The organism is Mycolicibacterium aromaticivorans JS19b1 = JCM 16368 (genome assembly GCF_000559085.1).
Classification (GTDB): domain Bacteria; phylum Actinomycetota; class Actinomycetes; order Mycobacteriales; family Mycobacteriaceae; genus Mycobacterium; species Mycobacterium aromaticivorans.
This window is the reverse complement of record NZ_JALN02000001.1, coordinates 705,899-718,270: the sequence shown is the minus strand read 5'-3', so window position 1 is coordinate 718,270 and position 12,372 is coordinate 705,899. Positions and strand designations below refer to the sequence as shown.

Annotated in this window: 13 protein-coding genes; 10 read left to right on the top strand and 3 right to left on the bottom strand. The window is 67.2% G+C overall.

The window, feature by feature from the left end:
- Positions 1-29: 29 nt before the first annotated feature.
- Together Y900_RS03445 and Y900_RS03440 are read left to right on the top strand one after the other, a co-directional pair.
- Positions 30-335 carry a DUF2469 domain-containing protein gene (locus Y900_RS03445; protein ID WP_005148868.1) on the top strand — a complete coding sequence of 102 codons (306 nt, stop codon included), beginning with the start codon at positions 30-32 and terminating at the stop codon, positions 333-335.
- A 245-nt stretch (positions 336-580) separates the two neighbouring features.
- Positions 581-1,564 (top strand): hypothetical protein, encoded by a 984-nt coding sequence (locus Y900_RS03440; RefSeq protein ID WP_051659861.1) that lies wholly within the window; start codon positions 581-583, stop codon positions 1,562-1,564.
- 6 nt (positions 1,565-1,570) lie between these two features.
- On the opposite strand, the gene Y900_RS03435 is transcribed toward Y900_RS03440, so the two are convergent.
- Positions 1,571-2,749, bottom strand: coding sequence for an ROK family protein (locus Y900_RS03435; RefSeq protein WP_036339044.1), 1,179 nt, complete (start codon positions 2,747-2,749; stop codon positions 1,571-1,573).
- Between the two features lie 178 nt (positions 2,750-2,927).
- On the opposite strand from Y900_RS03435, the gene Y900_RS03430 reads away from it, so the two are divergent.
- From Y900_RS03430 to Y900_RS03420, 3 genes are all read left to right on the top strand, one after another.
- Positions 2,928-4,148, top strand: coding sequence for an MFS transporter (locus tag Y900_RS03430; RefSeq protein ID WP_036339041.1), 1,221 nt, complete (start codon positions 2,928-2,930; stop codon positions 4,146-4,148).
- A 124-nt stretch (positions 4,149-4,272) separates the two neighbouring features.
- Positions 4,273-4,881: a hypothetical protein gene (locus tag Y900_RS03425; protein WP_036339038.1), complete on the top strand. Its 609-nt coding sequence runs from the start codon at positions 4,273-4,275 to the stop codon at positions 4,879-4,881.
- Between the two features lie 77 nt (positions 4,882-4,958).
- A complete protein-coding gene (locus tag Y900_RS03420; protein ID WP_036339036.1) occupies positions 4,959-5,732 on the top strand; it encodes an HAD-IIA family hydrolase in 774 nt (257 codons plus the stop codon).
- 29 nt (positions 5,733-5,761) lie between these two features.
- On the opposite strand, the gene Y900_RS32080 is transcribed toward Y900_RS03420, so the two are convergent.
- Complete coding sequence (locus tag Y900_RS32080) at positions 5,762-6,028, bottom strand: hypothetical protein (RefSeq protein ID WP_131536072.1); 267 nt, start codon at positions 6,026-6,028, stop codon at positions 5,762-5,764.
- Here Y900_RS32080 and Y900_RS03415 point away from each other — a divergent pair.
- Positions 6,027-6,788 (top strand): matrixin family metalloprotease, encoded by a 762-nt coding sequence (locus Y900_RS03415; RefSeq protein ID WP_131536070.1) that lies wholly within the window; start codon positions 6,027-6,029, stop codon positions 6,786-6,788. The two genes, Y900_RS32080 and Y900_RS03415, sit on opposite strands and share 2 nt — an antisense overlap.
- A 255-nt stretch (positions 6,789-7,043) precedes the next feature.
- Here Y900_RS03415 and Y900_RS03410 read toward each other — a convergent pair whose 3' ends face one another.
- Positions 7,044-8,156 carry a quinone oxidoreductase family protein gene (locus tag Y900_RS03410; protein WP_036339032.1) on the bottom strand — a complete coding sequence of 371 codons (1,113 nt, stop codon included), beginning with the start codon at positions 8,154-8,156 and terminating at the stop codon, positions 7,044-7,046.
- Positions 8,157-8,253: 97 nt separating this feature from the next.
- Here Y900_RS03410 and Y900_RS03405 point away from each other — a divergent pair, with 97 nt between their 5' ends.
- From Y900_RS03405 to dprA, 4 genes are all read left to right on the top strand, one after another.
- Positions 8,254-9,153: a LysR family transcriptional regulator gene (locus Y900_RS03405; RefSeq protein WP_036339029.1), complete on the top strand. Its 900-nt coding sequence runs from the start codon at positions 8,254-8,256 to the stop codon at positions 9,151-9,153.
- 168 nt (positions 9,154-9,321) lie between these two features.
- Entirely contained in the window at positions 9,322-9,687 is a 366-nt protein-coding gene (locus tag Y900_RS03400; RefSeq protein WP_036339025.1) for a YraN family protein, read from the top strand.
- On the top strand, positions 9,687-11,198 hold the full coding sequence (locus Y900_RS03395; protein WP_036339022.1) for a YifB family Mg chelatase-like AAA ATPase: 1,512 nt from the start codon (positions 9,687-9,689) through the stop codon (positions 11,196-11,198). Before Y900_RS03400 ends, Y900_RS03395 begins: the two co-directional genes overlap by 1 nt.
- Positions 11,195-12,328, top strand: coding sequence for a DNA-processing protein DprA (gene dprA / locus Y900_RS03390; protein WP_036339018.1), 1,134 nt, complete (start codon positions 11,195-11,197; stop codon positions 12,326-12,328). The genes Y900_RS03395 and dprA overlap by 4 nt, the downstream gene beginning before the upstream one ends.
- Positions 12,329-12,372: the final 44 nt, after the last annotated feature.

The window sequence follows — 12,372 nt, the reverse complement described above, 5'->3', positions numbered from 1 at the left end:
ACGACAAGACAAAGAGGACAGCTGAACCGATGAGTGCCGAAGATCTCGAAAAATACGAGACCGAGATGGAGCTCTCGCTGTACCGCGAATACAAGGACATCGTGGGGCAGTTCAGCTACGTCGTGGAGACCGAGCGCCGCTTCTACCTGGCCAACAGCGTGGAGTTGGTGCCGCGCAACACCGACGGTGAGGTCTACTTCGAGCTGCGCCTGTCCGATGCGTGGGTGTGGGACATGTACCGTCCGGCACGATTCGTCAAGCAGGTCCGGGTGATCACGTTCAAGGACGTCAACATCGAAGAGGTCGAGAAGCCCGAGCTGCGGCTGCCCGAATAGGTCGGGATCGGCGCGTCATGTTTGCGCACGCCGTGGCCGCCTCATTCGCCGGCTTGAGGTAATTGACGCAGGCCCTCCCGATATCTGCTCCAGCGCAACGTATTTGCCTGTGCATCGGACGTCGCTGACGCGTGTCTTTATCGGAATCGCCTTCTCGTCGTCAATTGCTGACGTACGCTTTCTCGGTAGTTCGCAGCTCGCGGTGGCGCCGCGGTGGTGCGACTCATCGACGAGATCGGGGGAACATGGCTGCTGCCAACGCATGGTTGCGGGTCGGGGCAGCAGGTGCGGCCATCGGTGCCGTCGTGTCGGGATGTTCGTCGAATCAGCCGCAGGCGCAGCCGACAGCGGCCGAGACTTCAGCGGCCTCGAGTGTCGCGGCGGCCGGCCCGGACAAGCCCGCCCGCCTCAAAGAGGGCAGCGGCAACGCCATCACCTTCGACTTCATCTACCCCGACGGGGATCAACACTGGACCGATGAAGCCAAAGCGTCACTGAACGACGCCGCCAACGCCATCGCCGCATACATCGTGGCTCCCAAACCGGTCACCCTCACCTACAAGATCGCGGACGACAACGAGCCCAACCACCTGGCGCAGGCGAGCAGCGACCGGGTCGACGACGAATCAGCTGGCTACTTCCGCACGGTGGTGCAGCAGAAGCTGATCACCGGCGAGGACGCCAACGGCGATAAGCCCGACGGTGATATCGACGTGAACTGGAACGCCAACTGGGCGTTGGGTGATGACGTCGCCAAGGGGGGCGACGACGCCGGCACCCCGAGCCAGGACGACTTCAAGGCGACGATCATGCACGAGTTGGTGCACACGCTGGGCTTCGACACCGGCATCTCGGCCCCGGGTTCCGCACCGACGAAGAACCACCCGACGTTCGACAGCTTCGTCGTCAACGCCGACGGGGCGAAGGTGATCAACGACGACTACACGTTCAACACCGCGTTCGAACCCAACCTCACCGGCGGTGACGGCGGTCTGTTCTTCGGCGGCCCGCACGCGATGGCGGCCTACGACGGTAAACCGGTGCCTCTGCTGACCGACCCCACGTGGAGTACCAGTAACATCGCGCACCTGAATGGCCACGTCTTCACCGGCGAGAACAAGAAGATGATGAACCCCGGCGACGACGGTGACGGCGCGGAAGTGCGGACCCTGAGCCCGGTCGAACTCGGCATCCTGGAAGACCTGGGCTACACGGTGGTGCAGCGCTAGCTTTTGTCAGCGCAGCGATGTGTCGATGGCGCCGGGCGACAAGATCTTCTCCAACACCAGCATCGCGCTGCCGATGTTGCCTGCCCGGTCTCCGTACGTGGACGGGACCACCTGAAGGTGCCGGGTAGCCAGTGCGGTTGCGTTGCCGTACAACGTTTCTCGCAACCCGGCGACAAACACGTCGTATGCGCCGGACATGTCACCGCCGACGACGAGAACCTCGGGGTTGAGCAGGTTCACCGCGGCGGCGATCACTTCACCCACGTGGCGGCCACTTTCCCGCAGCAGTCGCCGCGCCTCGCCGTCGCCGTGGTTGGCCAGTTCGACGACGTCGCGGATGTGGTGGACCTGCCGGCCCTGCTCCTGCAGTGTGCGCACCACGGCCCATCCACCGGCGATCGCCTCCAGGCAGCCGGTGTCGCCGCATCGGCACGGCATGCCCGCGGCCGCGACCGTCTTGTTGTGGCCGAACTCTCCGGCCGCGCCGACAGCGCCGCGCTGGAGTACACCGCCGCACACGATCCCCGCGCCGAGGCCGGTGGACGCCTTGATCAGCAGCAGGTTGTCGTGAATTCTCAAGGGCCCGCGTCGTTCCGAGAGCGCCTGGACGTTGGTGTCGTTGTCGAGCACGATCGGCGCCGCCGTCAGCTTCCGGAAGTACGGCTCCAGCGGAACGCCGTCCCAACCGCTCATCACCGGCGACGCCAGGCTGCAGCCGCGCTCCTGGTCGACCGTGCCGGGTAGCGACACCCCGACGCCGAGCACATCGCCCGCGGGCCGGCCGCTCTCGTCGAGCAGGACTTCGAGGCGCTTGACCAGGTCGGGCATCAGATCATCGGGTCCGAGGCGAATCTCGGAGTCCATATCGGCCAGGGCGTGGATGTCGCCGGCCAGGTTGCACACCGCGAGCCGGGTGCGGCTGCGGCCGATCGCCGCCGACAGGACCACACCCGCTTCGGCGTTGAACCGCACCAGCGCCGGCGGGCGACCGCCGGTCGACGGTCCCTCCTCGCCCTCGGAGACCAGCCCGCGGCGGGCCAGAGCCGCGATGCGGCTGCCGACCGCCGTTCGGGACAGGCCGGTCAGCTCCCGGACCTCGGTTCGGGTGGTGGCGGTACCGGCACGTATCAGCGCGAAAACATCCCCCGTTGTCGCGGGGGCAGCGGAACGCCTGGTTACCGGCATCTTTCCATTGAACCAAGTTCAATCGGTGACGCAAAGCAATGGAGACACCCATCACTTTGAACGAATTTAGGCAAAAGTCGGTTGGTTGTGTGGTTTAAGTGGCGGTAGGCTCGGCGGATAGGGACCGAGCGCTGCACCGCGGCAGCATCCGCCACCGCACAGAAAGTCGATAGCACCCGTGACCCTCACGCTCCGACCCGCCGCACCGGCGGCGTCTCCCGCGCTCTGCCCGACCAGAACTGGGCTGGGCATTCTTGCCCTGGCGCTCGGTTCCTTCGGCATCGGTACCAACGAATTCGTCGCGATGGGCCTGTTGCCCGAGATCGCCGGCGGCCTGCGGATCTCTGAGCCGACCGCGGGCCACATCATCTCCGCCTACGCGCTCGGCGTCGTGGTCGGTGCGCCGGTCATCGCCGCGCTGACCGCGAAATTCAATCGCAAGGTCGTGTTGATGGCTCTGATGGCGTTGTTCGCCGTCGGCAACGTGTTGACCGTGCTGGCGCCGAGCTACGGAGTCCTGATCGCCGCCCGCTTCCTCGCGGGCCTTCCGCACGGCGCATTCTTCGGTGTCGCGGCACTGGTGGCTGCGCAATTGCTCGGGCCCGAACGGCGGGCCAAGGCTGTCGCGCAAGTGATGACCGGCCTGACCGTGGCGACCGTGATCGGAGTGCCGCTGGCGTCCTGGCTCGGGCAATTGCTCGGGTGGCGAAGCGCGTTCGTGCTTGTCGTGGTCGTCGGACTGGTGACGTTGGCTGCGATCTGGGTGTGGCTTCCCGATTTGACCGCGACCAGCAGCACCAGTACCCGTGCCGAACTCGGCGCGCTGCGACGTCCGCAGGTCTGGCTCGCACTGGCGATCGGCATGGTGGGCTTCGGCGGCATGTTCGCCGTCTACACCTACATCGCAACGACGCTTACCGACGTGACCGGTGTTTCCCGCTCGTGGGTTCCGTTGGGGCTGATGGTGTTCGGTGCGGGCATGGTGGTCGGCAATCTGGCCGGCGGCCGGATGGCGGACCGGTCGGTGATCCGCGGTCTGTACGTGTCGATGACTGCCCTAGCGCTGGTGCTCGCGGCTTTCGTGGCAGGTGCGCACAACCCGTTCACCGCGATGGTGCTGCTGTTCGGCATCGGTGCCGGCGGAGCCGCGATCGCACCCGCGTTGCAAACCCGGCTGATGGACGTCGCCGCTGAGGCGCAGACGCTGGCCGCCGCGCTGAACCATTCGGCCTTGAACATCGCCAACGCTTCGGGGGCGTGGATCGGCGGACTGGTGATCGCTGCGGGATATGGCTACACAGCACCGGCCGCCGCGGGGGCGGGGCTGGCGGTCGTCGGGCTGGTGGTGCTGAGCGTCTCGGTTGCTCTGCAGCGTCGATCTGTAGCGGTGTCCTCATGATCCGCGTCATGCTGGCATTTCTCTTGAAGCGGCGGGCGCCGGTGTGTGTGGATCTGTATCTGCCTGCGCGGCAACGTGTCACGATTGTCGTCGGGCAGCGGGCCGCCTGCCAGGAGGTGATCTGATGGCCGAACACGTGATCTTTCGCCACGACCCCGACCAGCAACCTCAGCTGACCTTCCGCGGCGTTCCCAGTGGCTGCGCGGGCGGAGCCAACACGATGGCCGAGGCCCGTGCGTCCTACCGGACCTGCCTGTCAGCCCGGCTGCACGTGGACCGTCGCGCCCTGCCGCCGATCGTCGAGCACATCGAGGGTTCGGTGGGCGGCATTTGTGTGCGCACCAAAGTCGGTGCGGTGCATAGGGATACGTCCAGCGATCGGATGCTGCTGCAGATTCTGCTGACCGAGCGGACCGGGCTGCGCGAGGAAGTGGTGCGGCTGGCCGCGATGGGCGCCGAACCGGTTGTCGTGCTGGCCGAACCAGACTATGCGCTCGAAACACTGCTGGACCAGATGTCGGCGCGGGACACCGTTCTGGTCGCGCATTCCGACGGCAACGGCTCGGTGGACTGGAGTGTCCTGTTCGGGCCGGAATCATCTGTTCGCCAGAGCGTTCCGAGTGTCATGGTGGACGAAACCCTGCGGACAACGCCGGTCGCGACGTTCACCCGGACCTACCCGGGAGCAGGGCGAATAGTACAACACCAGCAGACCGCACACATCGCATCATGACGGTCCTGCTCGATCACGGTATCTGTCATCCGTCGGCGGGGAACACTGATGGACACAACGTCCCCGAAGGGAGGACCGTGCGCGCGACACCGCAGTGCTGGCTGACCGATATGGACGGCGTCCTGGTCCGCGAGGATCACGCGCTACCGGGGGCCGCCGAGTTCCTGCAGTGCCTGATCGAAAAGCGGCGACGATTCCTGGTGCTGACCAACAACTCGATATACACCCCGCGTGACCTCGCGGCGCGGCTGGCGCGCTCGGGGCTCGACGTGCCGGAGTCGGCGATCTGGACCTCGGCGCTGGCCACCGCGGCCTTTCTGAATGATCAGTTGCCGGGCGGGTCGGCGTATGTGATCGGCGAGGCGGGGCTGACAACCGCACTGCACGAGGCGGGCTACACGCTGACCGATACCGGTCCGGACTTCGTGGTGCTCGGCGAGACGCGCACCTACTCCTTCGAGGCGATCACCAAGGCGGTCCGGCTGATCGGCCAGGGCGCCCGGTTTATCGCCACCAACCCCGACGTCACCGGGCCCTCGGCGGAGGGGCCGCTGCCGGCGACGGGGTCGGTGGCCGCAATGATCACCAAGGCGACCGGGCGTGAACCGTATTTCGTGGGCAAGCCCAACCCGATGATGTTCCGCAGTGCGCTGAACCGGATCGAGGCCCATTCGGAGAGCACGGTCATGGTCGGTGACCGGATGGACACCGACGTGGTGGCCGGGATCGAGGCCGGGCTGGAAACGATTCTCGTGCTTACCGGTTCGACGACGGTCGAGGACATCGAGCGCTACCCGTTCCGGCCGGCGCGGGTGTTGCCGTCTATCGCCGACGCGATCGAGCTGATCTGACGCGCCGATCTCGTTCTGCCTGTAGCCTCTCATGGGGTTCGCTGCGCGCGGTGGTCATCACCAAACAGCGCTGCGGCACAGGGTGAAAGGCCAGGGGAATTGGTTGCTGCGTTGGTCTGGCTGCGAGTCGGGGCGGCGAGTGCCGCGGTGTGCGCAATCGCCTCAGGATGTTCATCTGCGCAGCCGCAGCCGCAGGCGTCGCAGTCAACGGCGGCGGTGAGCGTTGCGCAGTCCACGCCGGCCAAAGTCGCGCGCGCGAAGCAAGGCGAGGGAAATGCCATCACCGTCGATTTCATGTACCCACCTGGAGATCCGCACTGGACCGATGAGGCCAAAGCCGCACTGCACGAGGCCGCGAATGCCCTCGTCGCCGACATCGTGGCGCCCAAACCCGTCACCATCACCTACAAACTCGGAACTGATGAGAATCCCGACAATCTCGCGCAGGCTTCCAGCGATCGGGTGAACCTCGAGTCACCCGGCTACTTCCGAACCGTGGTTCAACAGAAGCTGATCACCGGTGAGGACGCCAACGGCGACGAGCCCGACGGCGATATCGACATCAACTGGAAGGCCGACTGGGCGTTGGGCGACAGCGTCACCCCGGACCAGGCCGACTTCAAGGCGGTGATCATGCACGAGATGGGGCACACGCTGGGCTTCGATACCAACATTCAGGGCCCTGGTTCGGCGCCGGTGACGAACCACCCGGTATTCGACGAGTTTGTCGTCGATGCCCAGGGGACGAAGGTGATGAACGACGACTTCACCTTCAACACCGCGTTCGAACCGAATCTGACCGGCGGTGACGGCGGCCTGTTCTTCGGCGGGCCGAACGCGATGGCGGCCTACGACGGCAAACCGGTGCCTTTGTTGACCGATAGCCCGTGGAGCGTCAGTAACATCGCTCATCTTAACGGACACGTCTTCACCAACGAGAACAGAAAAGTGATGAACTCCGGCAACGAAGCCACCGACGGACCGGAGACTCACGTGCTGAGTCCGGTCGAACTCGGCATCCTGGAGGATCTCGGCTACACGGTGGTGCAGCACTAGGTCGCTGAGTCGACAATTCGCCCGCTCCGCGAGCCCAACTCTGCTTCTTCTGAACCTGCTCAGGCTGCTACACGAGTTCGGTTGGGGGTTGAGCCCTCAGCTGAGCAGTCGTCGCCCGCTTGCAAGAGAACGTGTTTCACGCGCGGTGCGAGCAGGGTATGGATATGGTAGCCGAGATTGTCATCAGCCCAGCAGATGTCGGTGCAGTCTCCACATCCGGCAGCGACGTCGGCTGCACAGTCCGATGTCCCCTGTTCAACTCCCCTTGGTGCAGCTGTTGTGGGGCATGAGCACCGTCCGGTCGAAGGGGCCCGGGTGGGCTGCCGCGTGTGCGACGGCCTCGTTGGCCCGGTCGAGCCCGAAAGTGGTCACCCGTTCATGGCCGAGGTCGAGTAAGCCGCTCCGGATGAGCTGGATGAGACGATGATTGGCCGTGCGCGGGTACATCCACTGTCCCCGCAACGTGATCGAGTTGCGCATCAACCACGGGTAAGGCAGCGCAAGGTCTTCGCCTCCGAGCATCCCGACCCCGCCCATGAGAATGACGCGGCCATACGGCCGTACCGCCATCGCCGCCGCACGCACGGGTGCGGTGCCCGCACTCGGCGGCAGCAGGTCGAGGACGACGTCTACGGCATCGGGCGCTGCGGCCCGCATCGCCGCGGTATCGACATCGGCTGCGCCTGTGAGCCTCACGGTCCGGACACGGTCACCAAAGATCCGCTCGAGGTCTGCGAGTACCGCCGCATTGCGGCCCGGACACACCACGGCCGCGGCCCCCATCGCCAACGCGACGGCCACACCGGCGCTGCCGAAGTTGCCGGTGGCGCCGCTGATGAGCACCGTCTCGCCGGCCTGCAAACCGGCGGCCAGAAGACCGCCATAGGGCACGAGGAGAATGCCAAGCGCCGTCCATCGCGGAAGATCCTCCGCCGCAACGCGTCCGAGCGCGACAGCGTTTTCGGTCGGCACAGCCATGCGTTCGGCGAAGGGGCCATCGTGAAAGTGGCGGGACAACCTGAGTCCTCCCTCGCCCGCCGAACTCCAGCCCTGCAGGGTGATGTCCGGTGCAACCGCGTCGTCGCGCGAGCGCACTGTGGAATCGCACCAAACGAGGTCTCCGGGAGCGAGTCGCGTGGCGTCGGGGCCAGCGGCGACGACTCGCCCGATACCCCCGACACCTGAGATGACCGGCGGTTCCAGAGGGTAACGCCGTGCGCCGCTGAAGACCTCGGCCGCGTAAGGCGCGACGCAGGTCGCCAGGACGTCGACGAGCACCTCCCCGGTGCCGATCGAGGGATCCTGGACCTCGGTGATGTTCAGGGGCGGCTCGGGCCATCCGAACGCCTCCAGTAGGGCGGCTTTCATGTGCTGCTCCTTTCGTCGCACTGTGCAACCGCGTTCAACCGCAGGCCCATTGCATGACGGCTACGACTGTTCAGCACATGTGATATGACGTTTCCTCATGGATCCGTCATTGACCGGGCTGCGGGTGCTGTGCGCGGTCGCCGAGCGCGGAACCTTCACCGCCGCCGGACAGTCTCTCGGCTACACGCAGTCGGCGGTGTCCCGGCAGGTCGCCGGGCTCGAACGCGAGACCGGTGTGATGGTCTTCGAGAGGAATCGTGACGGTGTGCGCCTGACCTCCGCCGGTTTGATCCTGCTGCGTCACGCACGCGTCGTTCTGGATGCGATAGCCGCTGCGGAAGCCGAACTGGACGGGACACTGCCCGACGTGCACGAGGTCCGAGTAGGTGCGTTCCTCAGCGCCGGCGCCGTGCTGCTGCCGCGCGCCGTGCAGGCACTGCGGGACCGGCGTCCGGACATACGGCTGACCACCAGGGAAGGGACGACGCCGTCGTTGGTGCGTGCGCTGCGGGCGGGTGCATTGGACCTCGCGGTGATCGCACTGCGGCCGCCCTATGCCGCCCCGGATACCGAGCTACCGGCCGTGGTGACCGAGCGGCTGGGGGAGTCGACCTTGGAATTGGCGGTTCCGGCCTACGGGCGCTTCGCGGGTCGCGATGCGGTGAGTGTGGCCGAACTCGGCGATGTGGACTGGGTGGCCAGTCCCTCCTCCAGGGACGAGTCCCTGATGGGCGTGTGGCCGGGCCTGGCGGGCCGGCCGCGTATCGCACATTCGGCGCGCGACTGGCTGACCAAATTGCAGCTGGTGGCCGCGGGCTGCGGAGTGACGACCGTCTCGCCCTCGCTCGCCGAGGTGCTGCCGGAAGGCGTCCGCTTGGTACGTGTCGAGGGCGCATCCCCGGAACGTCGCCGGATCCTGGTGGCGCGGTTGCCGGGCAGGCCATCGCCGTCGGTGGCAGTCGTCATCGAGGCGCTGCGCAGGGCCTACCCCGACTGATGGCAGCGCGGTGCAAGCGGCCCCAACTCGGGTCGGCGAGCAGGCGCTCGAACTCAGCGAGGGGACAGCCTGTGGATGAGCGCGGATCTGGGGATAGGTAAGTCCTTTTCGCGGTGATTCGGTTCTCGACCGTCTTCCGTTGTCGGTCGGATCACCGACGCTGCTGGCATGACGACGTTCACGCGCAACCAACTCGGTGCGCTGGGGGAGCAGCTGGCGACCGAGCATCTGGAGTCGCTGGGTGTGCGGATCCTGGTTCGCAATTGGCGCTGCCGCTACGGCGAACTCGACGTGATCGCGGCGGCCCCCGATGGCACGCTGGTGTTCGTCGAGGTGAAGACCCGCACCGGTGACGGGTTCGGCGGTGTGGAGTACGCCGTCACCCCGGCCAAGGTGCGGCGGATCCGCCGGCTGGTCGGGATCTGGCTGGCCGGCCAAGACCGGAGTTGGGCCGCGGTTCGCATCGACGTGATCGGGGTACGCATCGGTCGCCGGCGCACACCGGAGATCATCCATCTGCGTGGGGTCGGTTGATGGCGCTGGGGCGCGCTTACTCGGTCGCGGTGCGGGGCCTCGATGGCGAGATCGTCGAGATCGAGGCCGATATCACCGCGGGGCTTCCCGGGGTGTACCTGGTGGGGCTGCCCGATGCCGCGCTGCGCGAGTCCCGAGATCGGGTGCGCGCGGCGATCACCAACTGCGGCAACGAGTGGCCGATGTCGCGACTGACCTTGGCGCTGTCGCCGGCAACGTTGGCCAAGGCCGGCTCGCTGTACGACATCGCGATCGCCGCCGCGGTGCTCTCCGCAAGCCACAAGAAGCCGTGGGATCGGCTGGAGAAGACGGTGCTGCTGGGCGAGCTCGCTCTCGACGGCCGGATTCGGTCGGTGCGCGGCGTCCTACCGGCCGTCCTGGCGGCCAAGCGGCAAGGCTGGCCCACGGTCGTGGTGCCGATTGCCAACCTCGCCGAGGCCAGCCTGGTCGATGGCATCGAAGTCCTTGGCGCCCAGACACTGCGGCAGCTGCAAGGCTGGTTGACGGGAAAGGCCGCCCTCGCCGACCGCGTGGACACACCGGCGCCGCAGGCCGATTCGGTTGCCGACCTGGCTGACGTGGTGGGCCAGACGCATGCCCGGTTCGCCGTCGAGGTCGCCGCCGCCGGCGCGCACCACCTGATGCTCACCGGCCCACCTGGTGTAGGGAAAACCATGCTGGCCCAACGACTTCCCGGGTTGCTGCCCGAACTCACCGAACGTGAGGCGCTGGAGGTGACTGCAATCCACTCGGTGGTCGGAATGCTGTCCGAGGCCACCCCACTGATCACTCGTCCGCCGTTCATCGCGCCGCATCACTCGTCCAGTGTGGCCGCGTTGGTCGGTGGGGGCTCAGGCATGGCGCGGCCCGGTGCGGTCAGTCGCGCTCATCGTGGTGTGCTTTTCCTCGACGAATGCGCCGAGATTCGGGTCAGCGTCCTCGAGTCACTACGAACGCCATTGGAAGACGGCGAGATTCGGCTTGCCCGCCGCGACGGGGTGGCGTGCTACCCGGCGCGGTTCCAGCTCGTGATGGCGGCCAACCCATGCGCCTGTGCGCAAACCGACCCGAAAGACTGCATCTGCACGTCGCCGGAGAAGCGCCGCTATCTCGGCAAGCTGTCCGGACCGCTGATGGATCGGGTGGACCTGCGGGTCGAAATGCACATGGTGCGCGCCGGTGCCTTCGCACCCGATGCCGCGGAACCCACTGCTGCCGTGCGGGATCGGGTTGCTCAGGCGCGCGGGGCGGCCGCCGAACGATGGCGCCGATACGGTTTCGCCACCAACGCCGAAGTCACCGGGTCGGTGCTGCGCCGGAAGTTCCGGCTCGACGCCACCGCGATGGAGCCGCTGAAGATCGCACTGGAGCGCGGGGTGCTGAGCATCCGGGGCGTCGACCGCTCACTGCGGGTCGCCTGGACGCTGGCGGACTTGGCCGGACGCATCACACCGAACGTCGACGATGTGGCGGTGGCACTGAGCTTCCGTCAGGGAGGAGCAAAGCCATGACGGACTACGCCAAGACTCTGGCATGGGCGTATCTGTCCAGGGTCGCCGAACCGCCCTGCGACGAGATCGCCGGGCTGATCGGCGACGTCGGCCCCGTCGAGGCGGCCCACCGGGTCGCCGGAGGCGAGGTCAGTGATGCGTTACGGGAACGCACCGCCGCGCGCCGCGACATCGATGCAGCCGAGGCGGACCTGGCTCTGCTCGAGCGTCGCGGCGGCCGACTCATCACCCCCGACGACGACGAATGGCCGACCCTGGCGTTCGCGGCCTTCTCCGGATCCGCGGTGCGGGAGAAGCCGCACGGCCGGCCACCGGTCGCACTCTGGGCGATCGGCCCGGCCCGGCTCGACGACGTCGCGGAGCGGGCCGCGGCCATCGTGGGAACGCGGGCGGCCTCCGGGTATGGCGAGCACGTCGCCGCCGACCTGGCCGCGGGGCTTGCCGAGCAGGACGTCACGGTGGTCTCCGGCGGCGCCTACGGCGTCGACGGGGTGGCGCACCGTGCCGCGCTGGCGGCGGATGGGCAGACGGTTGCGGTGCTGGCCGGCGGCGTCGACGTGCTGTATCCGGCCGGCCATTCGTCGCTGCTGCACCGGATCGGTACTTCCGGCCTCCTGCTCACCGAGTACCCACCGGGTGTACGGCCCGCCCGGCACCGTTTCCTGACCCGCAATCGGCTGGTGGCGGCGCTGGGTACGGCCACCGTGGTGGTGGAGGCCGGTGTCCGCAGCGGGGCGGCGAACACCGCCGCGTGGGCGCGGGCGCTCGGCCGGGTGGTGTGTGCGGTGCCCGGTCCGGTGACGTCGGCGTCGTCGATGGGATGTCATGTGCTGCTGCGCAACGGTGCCGAGCTGGTGACGCGAGCCGAAGATGTCGTCGAATTGGTCGGTCGGGCAGGAGAATTCGCCGACGAGGAGCCGCATCCGGTTGGACCGCTCGATGGCCTGAGCGACCCCGAGAAGCAGGTGTACGAGGCACTGCCGGCGCGTGGGGTGCGCAGCGCCGATGAGATCGCGGTGGCGTCCGGGCTGGCGCCGACCGCAGTGCTCGGTCCGCTGGCGATGCTGGAGATCGCGGGGCTGGCCCGCCGTGAGGACGGCTGCTGGCGGCTGGTGCGCAGGCCGGCCTGACGATGTAGACGGCCGGAACACCCCCTCGAAACGTATAGTCGAGC

Excerpts from the sequence above, each read along its gene's own strand:
- Y900_RS03440 (WP_051659861.1), top strand. The coding sequence starts at position 581 with ATGGCTGCTGCCAACGCATGGTTGCGGGTCGGGGCAGCAGGTGCGGCC.
- Y900_RS03395 (WP_036339022.1), top strand. The coding sequence starts at position 9,687 with ATGGCGCTGGGGCGCGCTTACTCGGTCGCGGTGCGGGGCCTCGATGGC.
- dprA (WP_036339018.1), top strand. The coding sequence starts at position 11,195 with ATGACGGACTACGCCAAGACTCTGGCATGGGCGTATCTGTCCAGGGTC.
- Y900_RS32080 (WP_131536072.1), bottom strand. The coding sequence starts at position 6,028 with ATGAAATCGACGGTGATGGCATTTCCCTCGCCTTGCTTCGCGCGCGCG.
- Y900_RS03435 (WP_036339044.1), bottom strand. The coding sequence starts at position 2,749 with ATGCCGGTAACCAGGCGTTCCGCTGCCCCCGCGACAACGGGGGATGTT.
- Y900_RS03410 (WP_036339032.1), bottom strand. The coding sequence starts at position 8,156 with ATGAAAGCCGCCCTACTGGAGGCGTTCGGATGGCCCGAGCCGCCCCTG.
- Y900_RS03400 (WP_036339025.1), top strand. The coding sequence starts at position 9,322 with ATGACGACGTTCACGCGCAACCAACTCGGTGCGCTGGGGGAGCAGCTG.
- Y900_RS03415 (WP_131536070.1), top strand. The coding sequence starts at position 6,027 with ATGTACCCACCTGGAGATCCGCACTGGACCGATGAGGCCAAAGCCGCA.
- Y900_RS03425 (WP_036339038.1), top strand. The coding sequence starts at position 4,273 with ATGGCCGAACACGTGATCTTTCGCCACGACCCCGACCAGCAACCTCAG.
- Y900_RS03405 (WP_036339029.1), top strand. The coding sequence starts at position 8,254 with ATGGATCCGTCATTGACCGGGCTGCGGGTGCTGTGCGCGGTCGCCGAG.
- Y900_RS03445 (WP_005148868.1), top strand. The coding sequence starts at position 30 with ATGAGTGCCGAAGATCTCGAAAAATACGAGACCGAGATGGAGCTCTCG.